Raw genomic sequence first — 26415 nt, forward strand, 5'->3', positions numbered from 1 at the left:
CCGCCGCGGCACGGTGGTCACGCCCTCGGCGACCGTCTCCGGTCCCACAGCGGTGCCTGCATCCGCCGGGATGCTGGGTGCACTCCGCGCCGCGGTGTCCGACCCGGCCCAGGTGAAGACCCGGGCGATCGACCTGCACGCCAACGCCCACGACGCCTCGCACTTCCTGCTGGTGCCGCAGGCGGTCGTCGTGGCCGCCAACGCGGACGAGGTCGGCAAGCTGCTGCGCGCCAGTCGGGCGCAGGGTGTGCCGCTCACGTTCCGCTCCGGCGGTACCAGCCTGAGCGGCCAGGCGCTCACCGACGGCGTGCTCGTCGACGTGCGCCGCAACTTCAAACAGATCGAGGTGCAGGACAACGGCGCCCGAGTGCGGGTTCAGCCCGGCGTCACCGTGCGCGCCCTGAACGCCCGCCTGGCGCAGTACGGCCGCAAATTCGGTCCGGACCCGGCGAGCGAATCCGCCTGCACCATCGGCGGCGTCGTGGCCAACAACTCCTCCGGTATGGCCTGCGGCACCGTCGACAACGCCTACCAGACCCTGGAATCGGTCACGGTGGTGCTGCCCAGCGGCACCGTCGTCGACACCGGGGCGGCGGATGCCGACGCGCGCCTCCGCGCCCTCGAACCCGAGCTGCACGAGGGCCTGCTGCGCCTCGCCAAGCGGGTTGCCGGCAACCCGGCCTCCGTCTCGACCATCCGTCACCAGTTCTCGATGAAAAACACCATGGGCTACGGCCTGAACTCCCTGCTGGACTTCGACCGGCCCGTCGACATCCTGGCGCACCTGATCGTGGGCAGCGAGGGCACCCTCGGGTTCGTCGCGGAGGCGGTCTTCCGCACCGTCCCGCGGCCGACCCACACGGTCACCGGCCTGCTGGTCTTCCCGGACCTGGAGACCGCCAACGCGGCCCTGCCTGCCCTGGTGGGAACCGGGGCGGCCACCCTGGAGCTGATGGACGCCCTGTCGCTCAAGGTCGGCCAGGGCCTGGACGACGTACCCCCGGTCGTGCGCGACCTCGCGGTGCGCGACCACGCCGCCCTCCTGATGGAGTACCAGACCGACAACCCCGAATCGCTGCAGGAGCTCCAGCGCGCGGGGCTGACCATTATGCCGGGGCTCGGGCTCAGCGCCCCGGTGAAGTTCAGCGCGGACTCCGCGACCCGTGCCCAGCTGTGGCATCTGCGGAAGGGGCTCTACGCATCCGTCGCCGGCGCCCGCCCGCAGGGCACCACCGCGCTGCTCGAGGACGTCGTCGTGCCGGTGGCCGCGCTCGGCCGCACCTGCGTGGAGCTGATCCGGTTGTTCGACAAGTACAGCTACCGCAACAGCGTGATCTTCGGCCATGCCAAGGACGGCAACATCCACTTCATGCTCACCGACGGGTTCACCGGCACAACCGAGCTGGAGCGCTACAGCGCCTTCACCGAGGACATGGTCGACCTGGTGCTCGGCGAGGGCGGCTCGCTCAAGGCGGAGCACGGCACCGGCCGGGTGATGGCTCCGTATGTGCGGCGCCAGTACGGCGACGAGCTCTACGACGTCATGCGGCAGCTCAAGGTGCTGTTCGACCCCGCCGGGATGCTCAACCCCGGCGTGCTGATGAACGACGACCCTGAGGTGCACCTTCGTGACATCAAGCTGGTGCCGCCCGTCGCCGAGGTGGTCGATAGCTGCGTCTCCTGCGGCTACTGCGAACCCGTCTGCCCCAGCCGGGACCTGACCCTGACCCCCCGCCAGCGCATCGTCACCCTGCGCGCCATCGAACAGGCCCGCCGGAGCGGCGACCTGGCTCTGGCCGCCGAGCTGGAGAAGGACTTCGTCTACGACGGCGTGGAGACCTGCGCGGTCGACGGCATGTGCCAGACCGCCTGCCCGGTCAACATCAACACCGGCACCATGATGAAGCAGATCCGGCGCGGCGAGACCGGGCCGCTGATCAACGGCGTCTGGAACACCGCGGCCAAGAACTGGGGTGCGGTCACCCGCGGCGCCGGGCTGGCCCTCACTGTGGTGCGCAAGATCCCGGCCCCGGTGCTGATGGTGCCCAACAAGCTCGGCCGAGCCGTGCTCGGCACCGACACGCTGCCGCTCTACTCGAGCGAGCTGCCCGGCGGCGGCGGCGGACGCTCCCGCCCGGTGCCGGCCCTGGCGCCGGAGGCCGTCTACTTCCCGGCCTGCGTGCAGACCATGTTCGGTCCGGCCACCGCGGGCACGCCCGGGGTGCAGGTCAGCTTCGAGCAGCTCTGCGACCGGGCCGGCATCACCCTCGTCGTGCCCGCGGGCATCGACGGGCTCTGCTGCGGCACGCCGTGGTCGTCGAAGGGGCTGAAGACCGGCGAAGCGACCATGCGGGCCAAGACCCTCGCGGCGCTGCGCACGGCGACCCGGAACGGCGAGCTCGCCATCATCTGCGACGCCTCCTCCTGCACCGAGGGGCTGCGGACGACCATCGAGGGTGACCAGAACGAGCCGCGCCTGCGGGTGGTCGACGCCGTGCAGTTCGCGGTCGAACGCATCCTGCCGTCACTGCCCGAGTACCAGAAGATCGATTCGCTCGCGCTGCACCCCACGTGTTCCTCCACCCGGATGGGCATCAACGACTCCCTGCAGACCCTGGCCGGCGGGGTGGCCGAGAGGGTGCAGGTGCCGGATAACTGGGGCTGCTGCGGCTTCGCCGGGGACCGCGGCATGCTGCATCCCGAGCTGACAGAATCCGCCACCCGGGCGCAGGCGGCCGATGTCGCGACGATGGACGCCACGGCATTCGCGTCGTGCAACCGCACCTGTGAGCTCGGGCTGACCCGGGCCACCGGCAAGGAGTACCGCCACGTGCTCGAGCTGCTGGAAGAGGTGACCCGGCCCGACGCCGACGATCCGGATGCCGCCGCATCCCACCTGGCAGAGTCGGGCGCCGTCTGAGTTCTGCCCACTCGCGGCGCAGGTTGGAGAAGCTGGCGCACGGTGTAACGTGCGCCAGCTTCCGTAGGGTGCGCCGCGAGGCACGAGGCCCCGGGGACCGTTGACTGCGGGCTACTCGGAGGCGCCGAACACGGCGACGGAGTGCGGTGCGAGGGTGACCGCGGTGGGCGTGCGAGACTGGACCGCGTCGCCGACGGCCGCGAAGGATGCCAGTAGCGCCGAGGCATCCGTCGGCACGTCACACGCCTCCGTGCCCAGGTTGACCAGGATTTCGGTGTCGCCGCGGCAGAGCCGCAGCCACCGCTCGTTATCGTCGACGTCGACCGCGACCCGGCCGAAGCGCGGGTCCGTGATGTCCGGACGGGAACGCCGCAGCCAGCCCAGAGCCCGGTAGAAATCGAGCAGGCGCGCGTGGGCCGGTTGGGACACCTCAGCCCAGTCCAGCACCGACCGCTCGAACGTGGCCGGGTCCTGCGGGTCGGGCACCACGGCCGGGTCCCAGCCCATGCGCGCGAACTCGCCGATCCGGCCTGTGCGGACGGCCTCGCCGAGTTCGGGTTCCGGATGCGACGTGAAGAACTGCCAGGGTGTGCTCGCCCCCCACTCCTCGCCCATGAACAGCATGGGCGTGAACGGGCCGAGCAGGGTCAGGGTGGCGGCGATCGCCAGCTGCCCGGCGTCGAGGGTCGCACTGAGGCGGTCGCCCGTGGCCCGGTTGCCGATCTGGTCGTGGTTCTGGTTGTTGACGACGAGGCGCCAGGCCGGCATCCGTGCGGTGTCGATCGGCCGACCGTGGGTGCGCCCGCGGAAGCTGGAGAAGGTGCCGTCGTGGAAGAACCCGTGGGTGAGCACCTTCGCGAGGGCGCTGAGCGGCTCGAAGTCGGCGTAGTAGCCGGTGGTCTCGCCGGTGACCGCCACGTGCACGGCGTGGTGGAAGTCGTCGCTCCACTGGCCGGTGAGCCCATAGCCGCCGACGTCCCGCGGCGTGATCAGACGCGGGTCGTTGAGGTCCGACTCGGCGATCAGGGTGAGCGGACGCCCGCAGGTGGCGCTCAACACATCGACGTCGGCGGCGAGTTCCTCGAGCAGGTGCAGGGCGTGGTCGTCCCGCAGGGCGTGCACCGCATCCAGCCTGAGTCCGTCGACGTGGTAGTCGCCCAGCCACATCAGGGCGTTGTCGATGATGTAGCGGCGCACCGGGTCGGAGTCGGCGCCGTCGAGGTTGAGAGAGGAGCCCCAGCCCGTGTCGCCCCTCTCGTTCAGGTACGGACCGAACTGCGGCAGGTAGTTGCCGCTCGGGCCGAGGTGGTTGTAGACCACGTCCTGGATGACGCCGATTCCGGCCTGGTGACAGGCGTCCACGAACCGTTGGTAGGCAGCCGGTCCGCCGTAGCCCTCGTGCACGGCGTACCAGAGCACCCCGTCGTAGCCCCAGTTGTGGGTGCCGTTGAAGGCATTGACCGGGAGCAGCTCCACGAAGTCGACGCCGATCGAGGCCAGGTGGGCCAGCCGGCCCGCCGCGGCGTCGAGGGTGCCCTCCGTGGTGAAGGTGCCGAGGTGCAGCTCATAGATCGTGCTGCCGGCCAGCTGGCGGCCGGTCCAGGCGCTGTCCTGCCAGACGTGCGCGCCGGGATCGAACGTGCGGCTCTTCGCGTGCACGCCGTTCGGCTGGTGCCGGGAGCAGGGGTCGGGGAAGGGCCCCTGGCCGTCGATCAAAAAGCCGTAGTCGACGGGCTCAGCGGCACGGCCCTCGGCGGGCTCGGTCAGCGGACGGGGTGCGTGCCACCATCCGTCGCCCCGCGGGGTCATCGGCACGGTCTGGTCGGCGAGTTCGACCGCCAGGGCCGATGCGTTGGGAGCCCAGACTTCGAATTCAGCGGGCATGGTCGGCACCTTCCAGGTCGGTCGTGCGGGTCGGGTCGGCGTCGTCGGCCGGCACCAGCAGGGCCACCGGGTAGCGCCCCAGCAGGGCGGCCACGCTGACGGATGCGCCGGGGTGGCGTTCCCCGGTCAGCAGATCGACGACCGGCCCGCCGGCCAAGACCACGATCGTATCTCCCCAGCCGCCCGCGGCCGCGAGCCCGAGCGGCAGCCGGGTGGCGATGGTGACCGCGCCGCCGCGGTCGAAAGCGATCACGTGGTCGGCGGCGGCGCCGAACGCGGGGACCGGACTGTGCCGGTAGAAACGTTCGGGCTGGTCGCGGCGCAGCCGGAGGGCGCGCGTGGTGACCAGAAGTTTCACGGCGCCGGTCTCGTCGACGGGCGGCAGCCAGCCGTCCTGCACCCGGGCCAGGTAGCCGCGCCGCAGGTCGTAGTCGACCGGGCGGCGGTTGTCGGGGTCGACGAGGGAGGTGTCCCATAGCTCGCTGCCCTGGTAGACGTCGGGCACTCCGGGGGCCGTCAGCTGCACGAGCTTGTTCGAGAGCGCGTTGCTCCAGCCCGCCTGGCGCACCCGGTCGACGAACGCGGTGAGCGTCTGCGTGACTGCCGGGTCGTTGAAGGAGGCGGTCACGAGGCCGCGCATCGCCGTCTCGAACTCCGCGTTCTGGCTGGTCCAGGTGGTCGACGTTCCGGCTTCCCGAGCCGCCTTCTCCGCGTAGGCGATGAGGCGTTCCGGTGTGGCCGGCCACGATCCGACGATGGCCTGCCAGAGCAGGTTCTCGAACGGGGCGTCGCCGAGGGGCGCGGTCGCGCGCAGGGTGCGCAGGGTGCTCTCCCATTCGGCCGGGATCTCGGCCAGCACCGAGATCCGGGCGCGCACATCCTCACTGCGCTTGGTGTCGTGGGTGGAAAGGGTCGTCAACGAGGCCGGGAAGGTGGCCTGGCGGGTCTGCTGGCGACGGTGGAACTCGGCCATGTCGACCGCGAACTCCCCCGGGTCGGCGCCGACCTCGTTCAGCGAGGTGAGCCGGCTGAAGCGGTAGTACGCGGTGTCCTCGACACCCTTGGCCATCACCATGCCCGAGGTCTGCTGGAAGCGCACGGCCAGCGGATGCCCCGGGTCGCCGAGCAACGGAAGCAGAGCCTCGATCGCGGGGCCGAGGTCGGGCCGGTGGCGAGCCGCCTCGACGCCAGCGTGGCGCAGCTCGTCGATGCCCACCGGGAGGTAGGAGCGGTAGACCGGGAAGCAGGCCAGGAGTTCGGCCAGGGCGTCGACCGTGGTCAGTTCGGTGGTGGCGTCGCCGCCGGGGACCAGTCGGGCCAGGCGCACGACCTCGGCCTGGAGGGTGCGGTCCGCGATGACGCGCTTCCGCGCGTGCACCAGGTCGGCCCAGTCCGCCGGCGGCGCGTCACCGGTCGGCGCCGCGGCCTCGGCCTGCAGCCGGGCCTCGAGTGCGTCGAGCGCGCCCTGCCCGGCCGGGTCGACGAGCAGCCGGTCGAAGTCGGCGAGGGCGTCGTACCCGGTCGTGCCGGCGGTGGCCCAGCTGGTCGGCAGCTGTTCGTCACCCTCGAGGATCTTCTCGACGAGCACGTAGGCTCCGTCGGTGGCATCCCGCAACCAGTCGAGGTAGCCGCCCGGGTCGGCGAGGCCGTCGGGGTGGTCGACCCGCAGCCCGTGCACGAGGCCTTCCTGCACCCAGCGCACGATCTCCCGGTGGGATTCGTCGAAGACCCACGGCACCTCGACCCGGAGGCCGGCCAGGGTGTTCACGGAGAAGAACCGACGGTAGTTCAGCTGCGCGTCCGCGCGGCGCCAGTTGACGAGTTCGTAGTGCTGCCGGGCGTGCACGACGCGGGCGTCCGCGCCGCCGTCGGCGCTTCCCGGGGCGAGCGGGAACCGGTTGTCGTAGTAGTGCAGCTCGTCGCCGACCACCTGGAGGCGGTCGAGTTCGCTCATTCCGTCCGCGTCGTCGCCGAGCACGGGCAGCACGATTCGGTCGCCGTTCGCGGCCCAGTCCACGTCGAAGGCCTCCGCGTAGCGCGACGCGGGGCCGTGCTGGAGCAGGTTCCACCACCAGAGGTTGCGGTGCGGGGTCGCGACGCCCATGTGGTTGGGCACGATGTCCACCAGGATGCCGCGCCCGGCATCCGTCGCGGCCGCCGCCAAGCGGGTGAGCGCCTCGGCGCCGCCCCGCACCGGGTCGATGCGGGAGTGGTCGACGACGTCGTAGCCGTGGTCGGAGCCTTCTTCCGCAGCGAGCAGCGGGGACAGGTAGAGCCAGTCCGCACCCAACTCGGTCAGGTAGTCGAGCACCCCTCCCGCGGCCGCCAGGTCGAACGCGGCCGTGATCTGCAGACGGTAGGTGGTGAGTGGAATTTTCACGGCTTGACCAGGTGCGCCGGGTTGATCACGGGGATCGTCCCCGTCATCAGCCCGGCCAGGGAGGCCGCGACGGAGTGGTCCGGCGTGGTTTCCGGAGCGTGATACGCCCGCAGCACGACGAGGGAACGCGACGTCACCGTGTGCAGGGACCCGGCGGGCCGCGGGACCGCGTCGGCGCCCTCGCCCGCCGTGTCGACGACGATCTCCCAGGCCGGGGCGTATTCGGCCGAGGGCAGGGTGAACTCGACATCCTCGGCGTCTGCGTTGAAGCAGACCAGGAAATTCACATCGGTCACCACCTGGCCACGGACGTCGCGCTCCCGGATGCCGTCGCCGCTGAGGAACATGGCGACCGTGCGGGTGAGGTGCTCGTCCCAGTCCTGGGACTGCATTTCCTGCCCGTCGGGGGTCAGCCAGACGAGGTCGCTCATCGGGTCGCCCGCGGTGCGGTGACCGGGGTGGCCGTTGAAGAAGCTGCTGCGGCGGAACGTCGGGTGTTCGCGGCGCAGCCGGGAAACGGCAGCCGTGAACTCGATCAGCGGCTGGTCCGCCTCCGACCAGTGGATCCAACTCAGTTCATTGTCCTGGGCGTAGGTGTTGTTGTTGCCGTTCTGCGTTCGGCCGAGCTCATCGCCGTGCAGGATCATCGGCACACCCTGCGACAGGAGCAGGGTGGCAACGTAGTTGCGCTGCTGCCGGGCCCGCAGTGCCAGGACCTCCGGGTCATCCGTCGGCCCCTCGACCCCGGAGTTCCAGGACCGGTTGTGCGCTTCGCCGTCCTTGCCGTTCTCGCCGTTGGCGTCGTTGTGCTTCTCGTTGTAAGAGACCAGGTCGGAGAGGCTGAACCCGTCGTGCGCGGTGACGAAGTTGATCGAGGCGACGGGGCGGCGGCCCGAGTGCTCGTAGAGGTCGGCGGAACCGGTGATGCGCGAGGCGAACTCGCCCAGCGTCGACGGTTCGCCGCGCCAGAAGTCACGCACGGTGTCGCGGTACTTTCCGTTCCATTCCGTCCACTGGGCCGGGAAGTTGCCGACCTGGTACCCACCGGGGCCGACGTCCCACGGCTCGGCGATGAGCTTGACCTGGGACACCACCGGGTCCTGCTGCACGAGCTCGAAAAAGGTGGAGAGCTTGTCGACGTCGTAGAGGTCCCGGGCCAGAGCCGAGGCCAGGTCGAACCGGAAGCCGTCGACGTGCATCTCGAGAACCCAGTAGCGCAGCGAGTCCATGATCAGCTGCAGCGAGTGCGGGTGGCGAACGTTTAGAGTGTTGCCGGTGCCCGTGTAGTCCATGTAGTACCGCTTGTCGTCGTCCATGAGCCGGTAGTACGCCTCATTGTCGATACCCTTGAACGAGATCGTCGGGCCGAGGTGGTTGCCCTCCGCGGTGTGGTTGTAGACCACGTCGAGGATGACCTCGATACCGGCGTCGTGCAGAGAACGAACCATCCCCTTGAATTCCTGCACCTGGTTGCCGAGGTCACCGGTGGAGGAATACGCGTTGTGCGGGGCGAAGAACCCGATGGTGTTGTAACCCCAGTAGTTGTTCAGGCCCTTTTCCTCGAGGGTGCCGTCGTTGACGAACTGGTGCACCGGCATCAGCTCGATCGCGGTCACGCCGAGTTTCTGCAGGTGGTCGATGACCGACGGATGCGCCACGCCGGCGTACGTGCCGCGCTGGCCCTCCGGTACCGCATCCTGCAGCTTGGTGAGGCCCTTCACGTGGGCCTCGTAGATCAGGGAGGCGCTGTAGGGCGTGCGCAGGGGCCGGTCTCCCACCCAGTCGAAGAACGGGTTGACGACGACGCCGAGCATCATGTGCGGGGCGGAGTCCTCGTCGTTACGCGAATCCGGGTCACCGAAGTTGTAGGAGAACAGGGACTGGTCCCAGTCGATCGTGCCGCAGGTGGCCTTGGCATAGGGGTCGAGCAGGAGCTTGTTGGGGTTCGCCCTGCTGCCCGCGGCGGGGTTGTAGTCGCCGTGCACGCGGTAGCCGTAGCGCTGTCCCGGTTGGATCAGGGGCAGGTAGCAGTGCCAGATGAACGCGCTGGATTCGACCACGTCGATGCGGGTCTCCACGCCCTGTTCGTCGAAAAGGCAGAGCTCAACGCGGTGGGCGGCTCCGCTGAACAGGGCAAAGTTCGTGCCGCTGCCGTCGTACGTTGCGCCGAGCGGGTACGCAGTACCGGGCCAGGTTTCCAAAAGGGTGCTCCTCGTGCTACGGGTCTCGTGCTGTCGACACACCGACCGCGCCGGTATGCCCACAAGTACGCTACAGTCTGCCGGGCCCCGTCGACGCCCGATCCGTTCTCGCGGGTGACCGCTCTGGGTATCAAGCCGCTGTGAATGCGGTCGTGGTCTTCGCTCCGTCCCCGGTTCTCACGGTCACCGTCGAGGGCCGCGAGGACGCCGCCGATGTGCCTCTGCACGCCGGTGGCCAGGGAGCTTGGCAGGCCCGGATGGTTCAGACTCGCGGTGCGACGCCCCGGCCGAGGTGCTGCGTACCTGCACGATTGGCGTGGCGGCGAACGCGTACATCTCGCCGAGGCTCAGGGCGATGTGTTGACCCAGCACGACCTCGACGAGCTCTACGACCTCACCCTCCGGGCCGGCCTGGGGACAGACGTCATCATCCTCAACGCACCGGCCGGCGAAGACGTGGTGCCGGCGGATGTCTACCGCAGCCTCGAGCAGCTCGTCCCCGCCAGGTACGCTCTGCAGGAGGAGGGCGCCGGCACGGTGGCCGAGCTCTAGAGGCGGAGCACCGTGCCCGGTGTCGAACCAATTCGACGGAGATTTTGGGAAAAGAGCGGGTTTCCGGTGTATTTCGAGCCGTATTGAGCAAAATCTTGGCTCTCCTGCTTCATCCGGGCGCTGTGCCGGGCCTCGTATTCTGGCGTTCCGCGATCACCCGCTCTCGTCGTCGGCGCGGTCGGCAGCTACCAGCTCGCGCACGAGCGGTGCCACCTCGGTGCCGTAAAGCTCGATGCTGGTCATCAGTTTCTCGTGGGAGAGCGTGCCGAGGCTGTATTTGAGGTCGAAGCGGGCGAGCCCCAGCCTCACCGCCGTGGCGGCGATCTTCGTGGCCACGGTCTCGGGTGAGCCCACGAACAGGGCGCCGTCCGGGCCGGCGTCGTGTTCGAAGCGCTCCCGGGTGACCGGACCCCAACCGCGCTCGCGGCCGATCCGGTCCTGCATGGCGGCATAGTGCGGCCACATTTCCTCGCGGGCCTGGGCATCCGTCACGGCCACATATCCCGGGGAGTGCTCGCCGATCGGGCGGGTCGGCTTCTCGAACTGGGCCAGCGCACGGTGATAGAGCTGGACCAGTGGCACGAAGGCCAGCGGCGAGCCGCCGATGATGGCCAGCATCAGCGGCAGACCGTAGTGCGCGGCGCGCACGACGGACTGGGGGCTGCCGCCCACGCCGATCCAGGTGGTGAGGGATCCGGATTCGGTGGGCGGGAACACCCGCTGGTTACGCAGGCCGGCACGGGTTTCGCCCGACCAGGTGATGGGCTCCTCCTTGAGCAGCTCGGTGAAGAGGTTGAGCTTTTCCTCGAACAGAAGCTCATATTGCTCCAGCTCCAGGCCGAAAAGCGGGAACGACTCGGTGAAGGAGCCGCGACCCAGGATGACCTCGGCACGCCCGCTGGAGACCGCGTCGAGGGTGGAGAAGCGCTGGAAGACGCGCACCGGGTCGTCGGAGCTGAGAACGGTGACCGCAGACCCGAGACGGATGCCGGTGGTCTGCCCGGCGATCGCGGCCAGAACAACCTCGGGGGCGGAAACGGCGAAATCTTCCCGGTGGTGCTCACCGATCCCGAAAAAGTCCAGGCCGACCTGATCGGCCAGCACACCCTCGGCCACCACGTTGCGCAGCGTCGCCGCCTGGGACAACCGGGCCCCGAAGACGTCAAAGGTAACGTCACCGAAGGTATCCAGCCCGAGTTCGAACTTCTTTTTCATCTGGTGCGTGCTCCTCGCCGTGGTCGGTACGTCCGACAAACTCTATGCAAATGCATTCAAATGCCAAACCGCGGCCGTCCCGGGAATATTCCGAGCCCGACCTGAGGTTCGGGGCGCTCCGCTAGGGAGGGGGCCGCCGGCGAGCCGGCGCGAGGGGCAGAATGGGGTCAGGCGCCACCATCCGGTCGCCCCGGCGACAGGAGATTTCCCATGACCGAACACGAACTCATTTCGCTCTGGACCCGGGCCCGTTGGCACATCATCATGTCCCAGCTCGCTCCGACCTTCCTACTCACGGCGCTCGTGGCCTTCCTGTCCCTCGGCCTGGCGGAGGCCGAGCTGAGCGTGCGCATCGCGGCCGCGGGCATCCTGCTGGCCTCAGGCATTCTCGGCGCGCTCGCTCAAATCGCGTCCGCGAACGAAGGGCTCGCCATCGTGGCTGACCTCTGCGCGCTGCCCGCGAACAGCGCCCTCGGGCGCGGCGTCATCGCCTCCGCACCGTGGATCAACGTCGTGCGCTTCCTGACCCCCGCAGTCTTCGTGGTCGTCTACATCGCCCTTTTGGCGGCCCTGTTCTTACCGTTCGCTTAGCCACTCACCACCACATCTCGTCAGTATCGGAATGCGGACCCCAAGATGTGGTGACGTTGAGGCACAGGGTGTGAGGTCAAATGCACAAACCCGAAATTTTGGGCCATCAAGCGCACTGGCGCCGAGGCTCCCTCCGACGCAGTGCGGATCCGTGCCGCCGTCTCCAGCGCCGAGATCGGCAAGGCGCAGCGCGAGGGCGAGCTACACATCCACGACCTCGACATGCTGGCCGGCTATTGCGCCGGCTGGTCGCTCCGGGTGTTCCTCGACGAGGGACTGATTGGCTGGCTCGACAAGGTCGAGTCCACTCCCCGGGGCATTTCTCCTCGGCCCTCGCGCAGATCGTCAATTTCCTCGGCACCATGCAGAGCGAGTGGGCCGGAGCGCAGGAGTTCAGCTCCTTCGACTCCTACCGGGCGCCGTTCACCAACCTCACGTTCGACTGGGTCTGCCCGGAGTACCTGCGCGAGCAGGTGACCGTGATCGGCGAGGTCGAGCAGGACTTCAACCACGGCGACCTGGCCGAGGAGATGGCCGTGATCAACCGGGCGTCTATCGACGTGATGACCGCGAAGTTTGGCACTCCTTATTTCCAGAACTTCATTCCAGGAGACCACCGGAAACATGTACAACCTGGAGGCTACCCCGGCGGAGGGCACCACCGACCGGTTCGCAAAGGACGATCGGAAGCGCTTCCCGGACATCCTGCAGGCCCGAACCGAAGCGAACCCGTACTACACCGACTCGTCCCAGCTGCCGGTGGGCTTCACCGACGACTCGTTCGAGGCCCTCGACCGCCAGGACGAGCTGCAGAGCAAGTACACCGGCGGCACCGTGCTGCACCTGTACATGTCGGAGAAGCTCTGCACGGCCGCGGCCTGGCGCGAGCTCGTCCAGCGCTCCCTGACGACGCACCGGCTGCCGTACATCACGGTTACGCCGTCGTTCTCAATCTGCCCCGACCACGGCTACCTGGCCGGCGAGCACCCGACCTGCACGGTCTGCGGCGGCGTCTGTGAGGTGTGGACCATCGTGATGGGCCACTTCCGCCCGGTCAGCTCGTTCAGCATCGGCAAGAAGGGCGAGCGCGAACGATCTGCAGATCGCGGGACTTGTGGCACTGTCCACCTGCGGCTGGCTGCTGGCCAAGCGTCACGGCCTACTCGACGGGGTGGTCTTCTCGGGTGGGGAGCCCACCCGGCACGCACGACCGTCGACCCGATGATCATGCCCCCCGGAGAAGTCAGGGGCTCAGCGCCACGCTCACCGCCCTGGGCGTGCGGGAACACGTGCTGCAGACTGTGCGGGCCGAAGGTGCCCGCCCCGCGTTCGCGGCGCGGCTGAAAGCCCACCCGGAGCAGCTGGGCTAGACGGCGTCCCGGTAGACCCACCGGCGGTTCAGGCGCACGAACCGGCTGATCTCGTGCTGCTGCGAGGAGACGCCGCCGGACCGGCTGTGCGCGGTGAACTCCACCACCCCTTCGGTGTCGAACGGGCCGCCCTGCGCGGTCCGTTCGATCTCGAGGCGGAGCCAACGCACGTCGGCGTCGAGTTCCACCACCTCCGGGCGGGTGAGCGGATGCCACGTCGTGAGCAGGTAGTCCGGCTCCCCCACCGCGAAGGCCGCGTACCGGGACCGCATCAGCGCCTCCGCGGTGGGCGCAAACGCGTCCCCGCGGTGGAACCGACCACAGCACGCGGAATAGGGGTTGCCGCTCGGGCAGGGGCACGGTCGAGGGCGCTGCGGGCGCTCTGCGGGGATCGAAGTCTCGGGCACCCCTCCAGTATCGGGCAGCGTCCGGGCCGCCGGAACCCGGTCGGCTCGGTCTCGTACTCGCGTTCTGCCGACCTGTTCGACCGCAGCGTCGCGGTCACCTCCCGTGCCGGGTTCGTTCTGTGGCTCCCGTCGCTCGGGTGTCGGCCGGACTCGGGGCGATACTCGCGGTGCGGGCAACCGGTGGCGGGACGGTCGGGGCGAGGTGGTCGGCGACCCGGTTCCGGGCCAGGTCGGCGGCCTCCGCCAGGGTTTCGGCTCCTCGAACAGGTGTGTGGCGCCGGGCAACAGGGTACGGCCCGGTACCTGCCGGTCCGGCTCGGGTGGGGAGATGACGGTTTGGGAATGCCGGGCGAAGGAGCCTAGAGTCAGCCCACCATGAATGACATTGCGATCGGCAGATACAAGCACTACAAGGGTCACCTCTACGAGGTTCTCGGCGTGGCGCTGCACTCGGAGACCGAGGAACAGCTGGTGGTCTACACCGCCCTGTACGGAGAACGCGGGCTGTGGGTGCGCCCCTTGGCCATGTTCACGGGAACCGTCCGCATCGACGGCGCAGACGTTCCACGCTTCGCCCTGATCGACGGCGCGTGATCACCAGCCCCCGCAGTCGCGTCAGAGGGCCCTCCGCGAGGATCCATCTGATCGATACATTTCATGCGAAGTTCACTGATGAGCTTTTCTGCCCCACATAACCAGAACAGGCCCCGACCGAAGTCGAGGCCTGTTCCATATTTTCGGTACGTTGTGCTACTCGGTGGATCCGAGGGGATTCGAACCCCTGACCCCCTGCATGCCATGCAGGTGCGCTACCAGCTGCGCCACGGACCCAGAATGTGTTTCGCAACGTGCCCGAAACAACTTCTCTAGGCTACTACATGATTAGCCTGCTGCTGACCACCGCTACTCGGCGGCCTTGTGGGCAGGCAGTGCGATGGGAATGACGGGGCAGTCTTTCCACAGACGTTCGAGCGAGTAGTACACGCGCTCTTCCTCGTGGAAAATGTGCACGACGAGATCGCCGAAGTCGACGAGGACCCAGCGCCCCTCGGCACGGCCTTCACGACGCAGCGGTTTGTGGCCAGCCTCGGTCATCTTGTCTTCGATCTCACCGGCGATGGCCACCACGTTGCGCTCGGAGCGGCCCGTGACGATCAGGAAGATGTCGGTGAGAGGCAGGGGATTGGATACGTCGATTGCGACGAGGTCCTCCCCCGCTTTCGAGTCTGCGGCGGCGGCGGCCACCTGGAGGAGCTCGAGAGCATGGGCAGAAGCGGTCATCGAATGAATCCCTGAGTTAGTGAAAGCGAAATGGATGGCATTAGAAAATCTTGAGGACGTAGCCGGCCACGATCAGGGCCAGCACGCCGAAAGCGAGGACGCCTGCGGTAACGGTCAGGACGGCCGGAACGGTCAACCCGCGCTTTTTCGGTGGAGCCATGACTCCCCGGGTCGAAGCGTGCGTGCTGACGGCGCGGCTCGCACTGACCGGGGCGACGTCGCTATGGTGTCCACCCTCGTCGAGCTGGTCGAGCATCTGATCCATGTCCGACGAGTCGAAGACGTTCGGCAGGGCTCCGGTGGAACCGAGGCTGCGGGGCAGGTCGATCGACCCGGTGACCATGATCTCGCCGGTGCGCATGAGCGGGCCCGACGAAGATCCGTGGTGCGGGATGGACGGCAGGATCAGGGCGTTGGTCGTGGTCGGAATGCCGCCGGCGCTGATGCCGCGAGCCACGATCTGGTCGAACGGTTCGAGCTGTGTCACGCCGGGAACGTGGTCGTCAACCTCGTCGCGGGCCAGCGACCAGTGTCCGACCGGCGGGTGGAGCACTCCGGGTCGGGACTTGACCTTCGTGCGCGGGGAGGCCTCAATCAGGAACTCGACGGGCGGCGCCACCTTGGCGGGGGCCACCGGAACGTGCAGCGCGTCGATGGCGAAGGGGTGCGCAGCCGTCTCGGGCACGGGTGCGATCGGGGCAGCGGGGAGCGCCGACTCGGTGTGGGAGTTGTGCTTCAGCAGGAATTCGCCGGAATCGCCGGTCTGTGCGGTCTGAAGCGCGCGCAGCTCACGACGGGTCAGGGTGCTGTGGTCCTGCGCGTGGAGAACGCTGCGCGTGCCGTCGACGGCGCGAGGCGCGAACGCGGACGGTGCGGCGGGATACTGCTGGGCGGCGTGCTGCTTTGCGGAAAGGGCATCCGTCACCGGAACCGGTGCCTGATCCACCGGTGCCGGTTCGAGCGGCGCCGGAGGCGCAGGTACGGCGGATTCGCCGGCGACGACCTGCTCGTTCCGACTAGCCAATGCGCGGGCTTGTCGCCGCGTCAGTGGCTGTGGGTCATTACCCAACGTCATGCCACACTCCGATACAGATGATGCTTTGAGATGTACTGGACAACCCCATCGGGGACCAGATACCAGACCGGGAATCCCCGATTCACACGTTCCCGGCAGTCCGTGGACGAGATGGCCAGAGCCGGGACCTCCAACGAGCTTACGTCCTGGTCGGGCAATCCCGAAATACTGAGCTCGTGTCCCGGACGACTCACAGCCACGAAATGGGCCAGGTCCCAGAGCTCCTGAACATCTTTCCAGCCCAGGATCTGCCCCATCGCGTCGGCACCCGTGATGAAGAACAGCTCCGCGTCCGGGCGTTCGGCGTGCAGATCCCGCAGGGTGTCGATCGTGTACGTGGGCCCGGTTCGGTCGATGTCGACCCGGCTGACGGTGAACCGGGGATTGGAGGCGGTGGCGATGACCGTCATGAGATACCGGTGCTCGCTCTCGGTCACATCTGCCTTCTGCCACGGCTGACCGGTGGGAACGAAAATGACCGTATCAAGGTCGAAGCTCTGAGCCACCTCGCTGGCGGCCACAAGGTGCCCGTGGTGAATGGGGTCGAACGTGCCGCCCATCACGCCGATGCGCGGTGGGCGGGCCCCGGGATTATCGATGGGTGACGCTTCCGATTAGTGGTCGCTGCGCGCGCCGCCGTGGGCGTCGGCGTAAGCCTTCGCCTTGGCCTGGTGGCGGTTGGCGACATCCCGGTAGGACCAGACGACGAAGCCGAGCGCGGCGAAGACCACGAGTGCGATCACTCCGTAGAGGAAGATCGGCATCGGCAAATCGACGAGCCCGGCCTCAGCCAGCACAACGGTCAGGAACGACATGGGATTCTCCATTCAGGGACACACAAGGCACAGTGATACGCCGCGGCTCACAGTCTAGCGGGGCTATGCGCGCACCTGGCCGGAGCCACGCACGATCCACTTGGTGCTGGTGAGCTCGGGCAGACCCATCGGCCCGCGAACGTGCAGTTTCTGGGTGGAAATGCCCACCTCGGCTCCGAAACCGAACTCGCCGCCATCGGTGAACCGGGTCGAGGCATTGACCATGACCGCCGCGGAATCCACTTCTCCGAGGAACCGGTCGGCGTTCACGATGTCGTTTGTGATGATCGACTCCGTGTGCCCGGTCGAGTAGCGACGGATGTGCGCAATGGCGTCGTCGAGGGAGTCGACGACCGCCACGGCCAGTTCGAGGCCCATGTACTCGGTGGACCAGTCCTCCTCCGTGGCCGGCACGGCCGCGGGGAAGATCTCGCGCACGCGGTCGTCGCCGTGCAGGGTAACGCCGGACTCCGTCAGCTTCGCCAGAACGGCCGGCAGGAGCCGCGCGGCCGCGGCCTCGTGCACGAGCAGAGTCTCGAGGGCGTTGCAGACACTGGGCCGGTGCACCTTCGAGTTGTGCACGATGTCGACCGCCCACTCCGGATTCGCCGACTCGTCGACGAAGATGTGCACGACGCCGGCCCCGGTCTCGATCACGGGCACGGTCGACTGGGTGACGACAGCCCGAATCAGGCCGGCGCTCCCCCGCGGGATCAGCACGTCGACAAAGCCGCGGGCCTGCATCAGCTCGGTGGCACCGGTACGGCCGAACGGGTCGATGGTCTGCACGCACGCCTCGGGCAGGCCGACCTGCCTGATCGCGGCCTGGAGCAGGGTGACGAGCACCCGGTTGGTGTTCTCGGCGGCCGATCCGCCCCGCAGGACGACGGCGTTGCCGCTCTTCAGAGCGATGGCGGCTATGTCCACGGTGACGTTCGGGCGGGCCTCGTAGATGACGCCGACGACACCGAAGGGTACACGTACCTGGCTGATTCGTACGCCGTTGGGCAGGCTGGAGCCGCGCACAACCTCCCCGACGGGATCGGTGAGCAGGCTGATCTCGAGCACGGCGTCGGCGAGGGCGTTAATGCGCGCCTCGTCGAGGCTGAGGCGGTCGAGCATGCCCTCGGAGAGGCCATTGTGCGTGCCGGCGGCCAGATCCAGGGTGTTGGCGGCCAGAATCTCCGCAGCGCTCCCCCGCAGGGCGGCGGCGATCCCGTGCAACGCCTGGTTCTTCAGCCCGGTCGACGTCGTGGCCAGAGTTCGGGCGGCGGTTCGGGCGGCTTCGAGGATCGGGGTGATCTGAGGTGAGTCGGTCTGCAGCATCCCGGTAGTTTAGGCCAGAGCGGGTTCGAACCAGGTTCCGACCGGGTCGCCGCGGAGTGCCTCGGCAACCAGACCAGTCGAGGTGAGCAGCACGGCAGTGCCGGCCTCCGCCGCGATCCGTGCGGCCGACACCTTGGTGTCGGCACCCCCGGTGCCCACGCCGGAGCGGCTGCCGCTGAGCTCGACACCGAGCATGGGATCGCCGCAGGGGACGTGATCGATGCGTTCCGCGCCCGGCAGGTGCGGCGCGCGCGTGTAGAGGGCGTCGACGTCGCTGAGCAGGACCAGCAGGTCGGCGTGGATGAGCGTGGCGACCAGGGCGGCCAACCGGTCGTTGTCGCCGAACCGGATCTCGTGGGTGGCGACCGTGTCGTTCTCGTTGACGATCGGCAGGATGCGCAGACCGAGCAGGCGATCCATCGCCCGGTGGGCGTTGCCTCGATGCGAGGGGTTTTCCAGGTCACCGGCAGTGAGCAGCACCTGGCCGGCGACGATGTCGTACCGGTCGAGGCTGTCCTGGTAGCGGAAGATGAGCAGGTTCTGGCCCACGGATGCCGCGGCCTGCTGGGTGGCCAGGTCGGTGGGGCGCTCGTCGAGTTGCAGGTAGGGCATGCCGGTGGCGATGGCCCCGGAGGAGACGAGGACGATCTCCACTCCGCGCCCGTGCGCTTCGGCAAGGGCATCGACGAGCGGGATGATCTGTGCGATGTTTGCGCCGCTGATCGAGGAGGAGCCGACCTTCACAACGATGCGCGCGGCCGACGCGACCTCGTGTCGGCCGAGTGCGCTCACAGAAGCGCTCGGCCGGGCGCGGTGGGCATCGGCTCGAACCAGGTGCCACAGGAGCCGCCGCGGAGGGCCTCTGCGGCCAGGCTCGTCTCAGTGACGAGAACGGCCGTTCCGGCGGAGGCGGCCAGGCGGGCCGCCCTCACCTTGGTGTCCGCCCCGCCGGTGCCCACGGTGCCGGCACCCTTGTTCGCCCCGAACTCCATGCCGTCCAGTTCCTGGTCGAACCCGATAAAGTCGATCGGTTCCGCACCGGGCAGGTGCGGGGGCTTAGTGTAGAGCGCGTCGACGTCGCTGAGCAAGAGCAGTAGGTCGGCGCGGATGAGCACCGAGAGCATGGCGGCGAGCCGGTCGTTGTCGCCGAATCGCAGCCCGTAGGTCGCGACCGTGTCGTTCTCGTTCACGACGGGCATAATGCGCAGGTCCAGCAGCCGGTTCACCGCGCGGCGGGTGTTGCTGCGGTGCGGCTCGTTGAGTAGGTCACCCTCTGTCAGCAGCACCTGCCCCGCGGCAATGCCATAGCGGTCCAGAGTCTCCTGGTAACGGGCCGTGAGCACGTTCTGACCCACGGATGCCGCGGCCTGTTGGGTGGCCAGGTCGGCCGGCCGCTCGTCGAGGTTGAGGTAGTCCATGCCGCTGGCGACGGCGCCGCTCGACACCAGGACAACCTCCACGCCGCGATTGTGGGCCTGGGCCAGGACCTCGATCAGAGGTACGATCTGCTCGGAGTTGTCGCCGCTGATCGACGAGGAGCCGACCTTCACGACGATGCGCCGGGCGGAAGCTACCTGGGCGCGGGAGCGGTGACTCATTCGGCCCCGCTCTCCTTACGAGGCGACACCGGGACTGAACCGTCGCCCGTGAGAGTGTCGCCGTTGTACTCTTCCTCGCCGGTCGACCACATGCCGGCCTCGCGCTCTCGGATCAGTTCGGCGCGTGCGGCTGCCTTGGCGTCCATCCGTCCGAAGTACTCCTCTCGGCGCTCGTTGCTGGTGCGTCGCTTGGAGTCGTCAAGGCGGGTGTCGGTGCCACGCGGGGCCGTGATCAGTTCGGCCGTGGAGGTGAGGGTGGGCTCCCAGTCGAAGACCACGCCGTTGCCGGGCCCGATGATGACCGTCGAGCCGGCGATCGCGCCGGCCTTGAACAGTTCGTTCTCGATGCCGAGCTTGGCCAGGCGGTCGGCCAGGAAGCCGACGGCCTCGTCGTTCTTGAAGTCCGTCTGCTGCACCCAGCGCTCGGGCTTGGTGCCGATGATGCGGTAGATGTTGCCGAACGACCCACCCTCGACCTTGACGACGAAGCCGCTGTCGTCGACGGCCTTCGGGCGGATCACGATGCGCGGCTTGACGGCCTGCGCCGCGGCGGCCTCGACCCGTCCGGCCTCGACGGTCTCGGCCAGCGCATAGTTGAGCTGCTTGAGACCCTCATGGCTGACGGTCGAGATCTCGAACACGCGGTAACCGCGCGCCTCGAGGTCGGGCTTGACGAACTCCGCGAGCTCCCGGCCCTCGGGAACGTCGATCTTGTTCAGGGCGATCAACTGGGGGCGGTCGAGGAGCGGCTTCTGGCCGTCGGGCACCGGGTAGGCGGCCAGTTCGCCGAGAATGACGTCGAGGTCGCTGAGCGGGTCACGGTCAGGGTCGAGTGTGGCGCAGTCGAGGATGTGCAGCAACGCCGTACACCGTTCCACGTGACGAAGGAATTCGAGGCCGAGGCCCTTTCCCTCGCTGGCGCCCTCGATTAGGCCGGGCACGTCGGCGACGGTGTAGCGCACCTCGCCGGCATCCACGACGCCGAGGTTGGGGTGCAGGGTCGTGAACGGGTAATCCGCAATCTTGGGCCGGGCCGCCGAGATGGCCGCGATCAGGCTGGACTTGCCGGCCGAGGGGTAGCCGACGAGCGCGACATCCGCCACGGTCTTGAGTTCAAGCTGGATGTCGCCTTCCCAGCCGTAGGTGCCGAGCAGGGCGAAGCCGGGGGCTTTGCGTTTGAGCGAGGCCAGGGCCGCGTTGCCGAGCCCGCCCTGACCGCCAGGCGCCACGACGATACGGAAGCCCGGCTCGGTCATGTCGGCGAGTTCGTTGCCCTCGGCGTCTTTGACCACGGTGCCGAGCGGGACGGCCAGCTCCATCAGCTCGCTGCCGAAGCCGGCGCGGTGGTCACCCATGCCGGGGCCGCCGTTCGCGGAGCTGCGGTGCGGGGACCGGTGGTAACCGAGGAGGGTCGTCACGTTCGGGTCGGCGACGAGCACGATGTCACCACCGCTTCCGCCGTTGCCTCCGTCAGGGCCGGCGAGCGGCTTGAACTTCTCACGCTTGACGGAGACACAGCCGTTCCCTCCGTTGCCTGCTCGCAGGTGGAGAGTGACGTGGTCAACAAACGTGGCCATGGGGGTGCCCCTTTCAGGTGGCAAAAAGCTCAGTGGTGCGTAAATCATTGGTGCTGTGCATCTTGTCGTGCGGGTGCCGTAAAACACGCAAAGGGCGAGCCGAAGCCCGCCCTCACGCTTACCGATCTGGAATGCCTAAGCGGCAGCCACCACGATGTTGACGACCTTGCGGCCGCCCTTGGCGCCGAACTCAACCGAGCCGGGCTCGAGAGCGAAGAGCGTGTCGTCGCCACCACGGCCGACGTTGACGCCGGGGTGGAAGTGGGTGCCGCGCTGACGGACGATGATCTCGCCCGCGCTGACAACCTGACCGCCGAAGCGCTTCACGCCGAGGCGCTGGGCGTTGGAGTCGCGACCGTTGCGAGTGGAACTCGCGCCTTTTTTATGTGCCATCTGTTCTGCTCCTCAGGGCCTAGGCGATGCCGGTAACCTGAACGCGAGTGAGCTCCTGACGGTGCCCCTGACGCTTCTTGTACCCGGTCTTGTTCTTGAACTTCTGGATGACGATCTTCGGACCGCGGAGATCGTTCAAGACCTCGGCCGTGACCGTGATCTTGGCCAGTGACTGGGAGTCAGAGGTGATCGTGTCGCCGTCGACGAGAAGCACTGCGGCCAGCTCGACGTTGCCGTCCTTGTTGGCTTTGATTCGGTCCATCGTGACGATGGTCCCGACCTCTACCTTTTCCTGCCGCCCACCGGCGCGCACAACTGCGTAAACCACGTTACGTACCTATCTCTGGGGAGCCGTGAGGCCCCGTGATGGAAAGTTACTGCCTTAAACACGCCAAGTCGGCCCGTCGCTCTCAGAAAACCTCGGTGATCGCGGGGGCGAAAACCCGTCGCACACCAAAAGTCAACGTTAGCCGATCCTGCTGCAACGGTCAAACCGAGGCCGGATCATAGAATCGGGTGATGACCGTCTTGATCGACAAGCCGATGTGGCCCGCGCATGGCACCGTCTGGTCCCATCTTGTCAGCGATTCGTCACTGGCCGAACTGCACGCTTTCGCGGCCCGCAACGGAATCCCCCGCCGCGGCTTCGACCTGGACCACTACGACGTACCCGCCCACCGCTATGACGCCCTCGTGGCCTCGGGGGCGCATCCGGTGGACAATCGGGAACTGGTTCTCCGGCTCCGCGCAAGCGGCCTGCGTGTGCGCGGCCGGGACCGATCGGGCAGCGGCTCTCTCCCAGAGTCCTGATCGGGGCCCGAAGCGCTGCCTCGCCGGTTGAAAGAGACCGGGCGACCGGCGACGCCCAGCCCCGTGGGCTGTGCGCCGCCGGTCGCCCGATCGACTCGATTCATTCCTGCAGGGATTCTCGTTACTGCTGGGAATCCGGGGCCGTGGTCATGATCGGCTGGGCCGACCCGGTGGATCCGCCGGCCGTCGTCACCCGCCGGCTGCGCGAACGCCCCTGGCCCGGCTGCTTGGGCTCGGGCAGGGCGTCCAGCACCGAGTCCAGCAGCTGGTCGGTGACCTGCTTGCTGACCGTGCGGCGGCTACGGGAGGACTTCTTGACCGGGATGTCCAGGATGGCGACGGGCTCGTCGTCGTCGGGCGTTGCGGCCTCGAGCGCGGCAGGTGCCTCGACCGGGGTCTGCTGCGCCTCCTGAACCGGGGTTTCCGGGGTCACGATGGGCGCTGCGTCCCGCTGGCGGGGAAGGGAGGACGCCCTACGGCTGCGGCGTGCCGACGGTGCAGACGTCTCGGCCGCGACTGCCTCGTTCACGGCCTCCTCGATCGGGTTGGCTTCGGCGGCCGGGTTGGCTGATGCGGCGGTCGCCGCGTCGACAGATGACCCGTCGACTGATGCCGCGGGGGCGGCCGCCTTCTCCGCGGGAACCGATTCCGGCTTCGCCTCAGGCAGGGCGATGATCGGGATCGAGCCGGTCAGGGCGCGCGGGATGGTGCGGGCGGCGATCAGGGCGAGGGCGTGCTTGGCATCCTCGGTGATGCCGTGGGTGCCGTGTCCGGACTTGCCGGCATCGGCCTGAGACGCGTGCGCGGCTGCGGAGTTGGTACCGTTTCCGTTTCCGTTTCCGCCGCGGTGCCCGTTGTCGCCGCCGGAATTGGTGCCCGACTTGCTGCGCGGGCGACGCTCCATGGCCGGCTGAGCCGTCTGGCGGTGCTTGAGCACCGGGTCGTGGTGGATGACGATGCCTCGGCCGGCGCAGGCTTCACAGTTCTCGCTGAATGATTCCAGGAGTCCGAGACCGAGCTTTTTGCGGGTCATCTGCACAAGCCCGAGCGAGGTAACCTCGGCGACCTGGTGCTTGGTGCGGTCGCGGCTCAGGCATTCGAGCATGCGGCGCAGCACGAGGTCGCGGTTGGTTTCGAGGACCATGTCGATGAAGTCGACGACGATGATGCCGCCGATGTCGCGCAGACGCAGCTGGCGAACGATCTCTTCGGCAGCCTCGAGGTTGTTCTTCGTGACGGTCTCCTCGAGGTTTCCACCAGAGCCGACGAACTTGCCGGTGTTGACATCGACGACGGTCATGGCCTCGGTGCGGTCGATCACGAGGGAGCCACCGGACGGTAGCCAGACCTTGCGGTCGAGGGCCTTCTCGATCTGCTCCGAAATACGGTACTCGTCGAAGGCGTCGTTCTCGCCCTCGTAGCGCTCCACGCGCTCCACCAGGTCCGGTGCGACCTGGCGCAGGTAGGCCTCGATGACCTCGCGGGATTCCTCGCCGGAGATGACCATCTTCTGAAAGTCCTCGTTGAAGACATCCCGCACGATCTTGATCAGAAGGTCCGGTTCGCTGTGCAGCAGGGCCGGTGCCTGCACCGTGTCGACCTGCTTGGCGATGGACGCCCACTGCGAGGTGAGCCGGTTGACGTCGAGCGTGAGCTGCTCGTCGGTGGCACCCTCGGCCGCGGTGCGCACGATGACCCCCACGTTCTCGGGCAGAACCTCCTTGAGGATCTTCTTCAAGCGCGCCCGCTCGGTGTCGGGCAACTTGCGGCTGATCCCGTTCATCGAGCCGTTCGGCACGTAGACGAGGTAGCGGCCGGGCAGTGACACCTGGCTGGTGAGTCGCGCACCCTTGTGCCCGATCGGGTCCTTCGTGACCTGCACGAGCACCTTGTCGCCCGGCTTGAGCGCGAGCTCGATGCGCCGAGCCTGGCTGCTGTTGCCGGAGTTCTCGGCGGCGGCCTCCCAGTCGACCTCACCCGAGTACAGCACGGCGTTGCGGCCGCGTCCGATGTCGACGAAGGCTGCTTCCATGCTCGGCAGCACGTTCTGCACCTTGCCCAGGTAGACGTTTCCGATCAGCGAGGCATCCTGATTCTTGGCGACGTAGTGCTCGACCAGCACACCGTCTTCCAGCACCCCGATCTGAATCTTGTTGTGCTTGGCCCGCACGACCATGACCCGGTCGACGGATTCGCGGCGGGCGAGGAACTCGGCCTCGGTGATCACCGGGCGACGGCGCCCGGCATCGCGGCCGTCACGGCGGCGCTGCTTCTTGGCCTCGAGGCGGGTCGACCCCTTGATCCGCTGGGGTTCGGTGATGAGTTCGGGTTCGCGGGGCGTGCGCACGCGAACAACGGTGTTCGCGGGGTCGTCGGATCCGGACCGGTTCTCGTCGCCGGTGCGCCGGCGGGCGCGACGACGAACGGTCGACAACTCGTCGCCCTCGTCGTCATGGTCCTGACGGATGTCCTGGCCGGTGTCCTGGCGCGCGGTGTCGCGGCGCGCTCCGGTGCGGGCCGGTAGCGGCACGATGACCGGGGCCTGGAACACCAGCGAGGTGGACGGGCGGCGAACCACATCGGCGGTCGGGGTGGGCGGCGGCGTCGGTTCCACGGCAGCGTCCTGTTCTGAGTCGGGGGTTTCGCCGAACGGAGCGGCGGCTGCCGGCTCGGTCACGGCGTCGTCGGTGTGGACGCGGGGTGCCTGCGCTGCTGAAATCGGCTCGCGCGTCGCCGCAGCGACGTTCTGTGCGGCGTCATTTTGCTGCGCACTGTTGTTCTCAGGCGCGGCCTCCGGAACGGTCACCGGGGTGGCAGCCCTCCGCGAGGTGCGGCGGGTGCCGAACAAACCCTTGCGTTTTTTGATGTTTTCGTTGTCTTCCACCATCACTGGTGCGCTCCTTGACCAGTGTGGGCGACCGCGCCACCCATCCGGCTACTCTCTCGTGCGAGGATCACGCTTGCGCGAAACCCTCGGAAATCCTCTTCGTTCGCAACCGGCTCTTGGCTCTGGCTGCTAATACCTTTGGTCGTGGGACCAATGAATCTGGGCCTTTACGGCCCATTAAGACTTCTCTGGCGTCAACTTGAGCGCGGCCCAAGCGACTGTTCCGATTATCGCATGCATTCTCAGGAACACATGCGAGGCACATGACATAATTCAAATGTGCCCCACAACCCGCCCGTCAAGCGCCCCATCGGGCTCGCCATCTTCTTCATCATCGGTGGTTTGATCGCCCTCATCGCGGCTTTCCTCCTGACCGTCGACAAGTTCGCGATCCTCGAGGACCCGCAGGCCCAGCTTTCCTGCAACTTCAGTGTGCTGGTGGGCTGCAGCACCAACCTGGGATCGTGGCAGGGTGCCATCCTCGGTTTCCCCAACCCAGTGATCGGCTTGATGGCCTGGCCGGTAGTCATCACGATCGGCGCCGCGATCCTGGCCGGGGCGCGGTTAGCCCGCTGGTTCTGGATCGCGCTGAACGTGGGCGTCACCGGCGCCCTCGCGTTCGTGATCTGGCTGATGGCGCAGAGCTTCTTCGAGCTCGACGTGCTCTGCCCGTGGTGCATGGTGACCTGGACGGTCACGATCCCAATGTTCCTCGCCGTGACGCTGCACAACCTCACGGCGGGCAACCTCCCAGCGGGGCCGCACGTGCGGCGCCTGGCATCCGTCGCCTCCTCCTGGATCATCGTGATCACGATCGTCTGCTACCTGATCGCCGCCGTCATCGCCCAGGTCGAGATGGACTTCCTGAACCGCCTGTAATGGCGACCCTGCCCCCGTCCGGTTGAGACCCGGTGGTCGAGCTCCGGTGGTGGCGGCCGGAGGTTGCCGCTCCGGGCATCCGTGGCGGTTGCTAACTTCGGAGATTTTCGCGACACGCCGCTCACACGGGCTGGGGTGACCCGGTCTTTTCGGACGGGGTCTGGTTTCATTACAGGCGGCGAGTGTGAGTTTGATGAGGCGTTCGGTGGGTGTTGAGTAGCCGAGAGTTTGGTGCAGGCGAACGTTGTTGAAGT

22 protein-coding genes, 1 tRNA gene and 1 pseudogene are annotated in these 26415 nt (G+C 67.8%); 7 read left to right on the forward strand and 17 right to left on the reverse strand.

Translation table 11 applies throughout. From position 1 onward, the window contains the following. Nucleotides 1–70: 70 nt before the first annotated feature. Complete coding sequence (locus tag CXY81_RS11785; protein WP_104194957.1) at nt 71–2920, forward strand: FAD-binding and (Fe-S)-binding domain-containing protein; 2850 nt, start codon at nt 71–73, stop codon at nt 2918–2920. Nucleotides 2921–3031: 111 nt separating this feature from the next. Here the strand turns inward: CXY81_RS11785 and treZ are convergent, their stop codons facing one another. From treZ to glgX, 3 genes are read right to left on the reverse strand one after another with little or no spacing between them, the layout of a single operon-like run. Beyond that, nucleotides 3032–4804 carry a malto-oligosyltrehalose trehalohydrolase gene (treZ, locus tag CXY81_RS11790; protein ID WP_104194938.1) on the reverse strand — a complete coding sequence of 591 codons (1773 nt, stop codon included), beginning with the start codon at nt 4802–4804 and terminating at the stop codon, nt 3032–3034. Next, nucleotides 4794–7184 carry a malto-oligosyltrehalose synthase gene (gene treY, locus CXY81_RS11795; RefSeq protein WP_104194939.1) on the reverse strand — a complete coding sequence of 797 codons (2391 nt, stop codon included), beginning with the start codon at nt 7182–7184 and terminating at the stop codon, nt 4794–4796. The genes treZ and treY overlap by 11 nt, the downstream gene beginning before the upstream one ends. Continuing rightward, a complete protein-coding gene (glgX, locus tag CXY81_RS11800) occupies nt 7181–9385 on the reverse strand; it encodes a glycogen debranching protein GlgX (RefSeq protein WP_104194940.1) in 2205 nt (734 codons plus the stop codon). The genes treY and glgX overlap by 4 nt, the downstream gene beginning before the upstream one ends. A gap of 360 nt (nt 9386–9745) precedes the next feature. Here glgX and CXY81_RS11805 point away from each other — a divergent pair, with 360 nt between their 5' ends. After that, on the forward strand, nt 9746–9937 hold the full coding sequence (locus CXY81_RS11805) for a hypothetical protein (RefSeq protein WP_146067685.1): 192 nt from the start codon (nt 9746–9748) through the stop codon (nt 9935–9937). A 153-nt stretch (nt 9938–10090) separates the two neighbouring features. Here CXY81_RS11805 and CXY81_RS11810 read toward each other — a convergent pair whose 3' ends face one another. Then, on the reverse strand, nt 10091–11152 hold the full coding sequence (locus CXY81_RS11810) for an LLM class flavin-dependent oxidoreductase (protein WP_104194942.1): 1062 nt from the start codon (nt 11150–11152) through the stop codon (nt 10091–10093). A 210-nt stretch (nt 11153–11362) separates the two neighbouring features. Between CXY81_RS11810 and CXY81_RS11815 the strand changes: the two genes are divergently transcribed. Together CXY81_RS11815 and nrdD are read left to right on the forward strand one after the other, a co-directional pair. Then, complete coding sequence (locus CXY81_RS11815; protein ID WP_104194943.1) at nt 11363–11743, forward strand: hypothetical protein; 381 nt, start codon at nt 11363–11365, stop codon at nt 11741–11743. A 159-nt stretch (nt 11744–11902) separates the two neighbouring features. Beyond that, a pseudogene (gene nrdD / locus CXY81_RS11820) lies at nt 11903–12829 on the forward strand (anaerobic ribonucleoside-triphosphate reductase); the annotation flags it as partial. Nucleotides 12830–13109: 280 nt separating this feature from the next. On the opposite strand, the gene CXY81_RS17545 reads toward nrdD, so the two are convergent. Continuing rightward, nucleotides 13110–13970, reverse strand: coding sequence for a YchJ family metal-binding protein (locus CXY81_RS17545; protein WP_369828383.1), 861 nt, complete (start codon nt 13968–13970; stop codon nt 13110–13112). Between CXY81_RS17545 and CXY81_RS11830 the strand changes: the two genes are divergently transcribed. Continuing rightward, nucleotides 13896–14114, forward strand: a complete 219-nt coding sequence (locus CXY81_RS11830; protein ID WP_104169629.1) for a DUF1653 domain-containing protein — start codon at nt 13896–13898, stop codon at nt 14112–14114. The two genes, CXY81_RS17545 and CXY81_RS11830, sit on opposite strands and share 75 nt — an antisense overlap. A 164-nt stretch (nt 14115–14278) precedes the next feature. Here the strand turns inward: CXY81_RS11830 and CXY81_RS11835 are convergent. The 11 genes from CXY81_RS11835 to rplU form a co-directional block, all read right to left on the reverse strand. Next, nucleotides 14279–14351 (reverse strand) — tRNA-Ala (locus CXY81_RS11835). Nucleotides 14352–14423: 72 nt separating this feature from the next. Further along, nucleotides 14424–14801, reverse strand: a complete 378-nt coding sequence (gene rsfS, locus CXY81_RS11840) for a ribosome silencing factor (protein WP_104194944.1) — start codon at nt 14799–14801, stop codon at nt 14424–14426. 40 nt (nt 14802–14841) lie between these two features. After that, the gene (locus CXY81_RS11845) at nt 14842–15825 is read right to left on the reverse strand and encodes a hypothetical protein (RefSeq protein WP_146067686.1); all 984 of its coding nucleotides are present in this window, start codon (nt 15823–15825) and stop codon (nt 14842–14844) included. Nucleotides 15826–15872: 47 nt separating this feature from the next. Then, on the reverse strand, nt 15873–16475 hold the full coding sequence (nadD, locus tag CXY81_RS11850; RefSeq protein ID WP_255408698.1) for a nicotinate-nucleotide adenylyltransferase: 603 nt from the start codon (nt 16473–16475) through the stop codon (nt 15873–15875). Nucleotides 16476–16490: 15 nt separating this feature from the next. Next, complete coding sequence (locus CXY81_RS11855; protein WP_104169633.1) at nt 16491–16691, reverse strand: hypothetical protein; 201 nt, start codon at nt 16689–16691, stop codon at nt 16491–16493. Nucleotides 16692–16754: 63 nt separating this feature from the next. Continuing rightward, nucleotides 16755–18017, reverse strand: coding sequence for a glutamate-5-semialdehyde dehydrogenase (locus tag CXY81_RS11860; RefSeq protein ID WP_104194947.1), 1263 nt, complete (start codon nt 18015–18017; stop codon nt 16755–16757). Between the two features lie 9 nt (nt 18018–18026). Beyond that, nucleotides 18027–18809: a glutamate 5-kinase gene (gene proB, locus CXY81_RS11865; protein WP_104103424.1), complete on the reverse strand. Its 783-nt coding sequence runs from the start codon at nt 18807–18809 to the stop codon at nt 18027–18029. Beyond that, nucleotides 18806–19615 carry a glutamate 5-kinase gene (gene proB, locus CXY81_RS11870; protein ID WP_104194948.1) on the reverse strand — a complete coding sequence of 270 codons (810 nt, stop codon included), beginning with the start codon at nt 19613–19615 and terminating at the stop codon, nt 18806–18808. Before proB (CXY81_RS11870) ends, proB (CXY81_RS11865) begins: the two co-directional genes overlap by 4 nt. After that, entirely contained in the window at nt 19612–21192 is a 1581-nt protein-coding gene (gene obgE / locus CXY81_RS11875; protein WP_104103417.1) for a GTPase ObgE, read from the reverse strand. Before obgE ends, proB (CXY81_RS11870) begins: the two co-directional genes overlap by 4 nt. Before the next feature lie 135 nt (nt 21193–21327). Next, the gene (gene rpmA / locus CXY81_RS11880; protein ID WP_104169636.1) at nt 21328–21585 is read right to left on the reverse strand and encodes a 50S ribosomal protein L27; all 258 of its coding nucleotides are present in this window, start codon (nt 21583–21585) and stop codon (nt 21328–21330) included. A gap of 19 nt (nt 21586–21604) precedes the next feature. Beyond that, entirely contained in the window at nt 21605–21913 is a 309-nt protein-coding gene (rplU, locus tag CXY81_RS11885; RefSeq protein WP_104103412.1) for a 50S ribosomal protein L21, read from the reverse strand. A 191-nt stretch (nt 21914–22104) separates the two neighbouring features. Between rplU and CXY81_RS11890 the strand changes: the two genes are divergently transcribed. Then, complete coding sequence (locus CXY81_RS11890; protein WP_104103409.1) at nt 22105–22395, forward strand: DUF4031 domain-containing protein; 291 nt, start codon at nt 22105–22107, stop codon at nt 22393–22395. Between the two features lie 121 nt (nt 22396–22516). Here the strand turns inward: CXY81_RS11890 and CXY81_RS11895 are convergent, their stop codons facing one another. Then, nucleotides 22517–25282: an Rne/Rng family ribonuclease gene (locus tag CXY81_RS11895; protein ID WP_104194949.1), complete on the reverse strand. Its 2766-nt coding sequence runs from the start codon at nt 25280–25282 to the stop codon at nt 22517–22519. Nucleotides 25283–25561: 279 nt separating this feature from the next. On the opposite strand from CXY81_RS11895, the gene CXY81_RS11900 reads away from it, so the two are divergent. After that, the gene (locus CXY81_RS11900) at nt 25562–26161 is read left to right on the forward strand and encodes a vitamin K epoxide reductase family protein (protein ID WP_233194144.1); all 600 of its coding nucleotides are present in this window, start codon (nt 25562–25564) and stop codon (nt 26159–26161) included. Nucleotides 26162–26415: the final 254 nt, after the last annotated feature.

Source organism: Cryobacterium sp. M25 (genome assembly GCF_002929635.1).
Classification (GTDB): Bacteria; Actinomycetota; Actinomycetes; order Actinomycetales; family Microbacteriaceae; genus Cryobacterium; species Cryobacterium sandaracinum.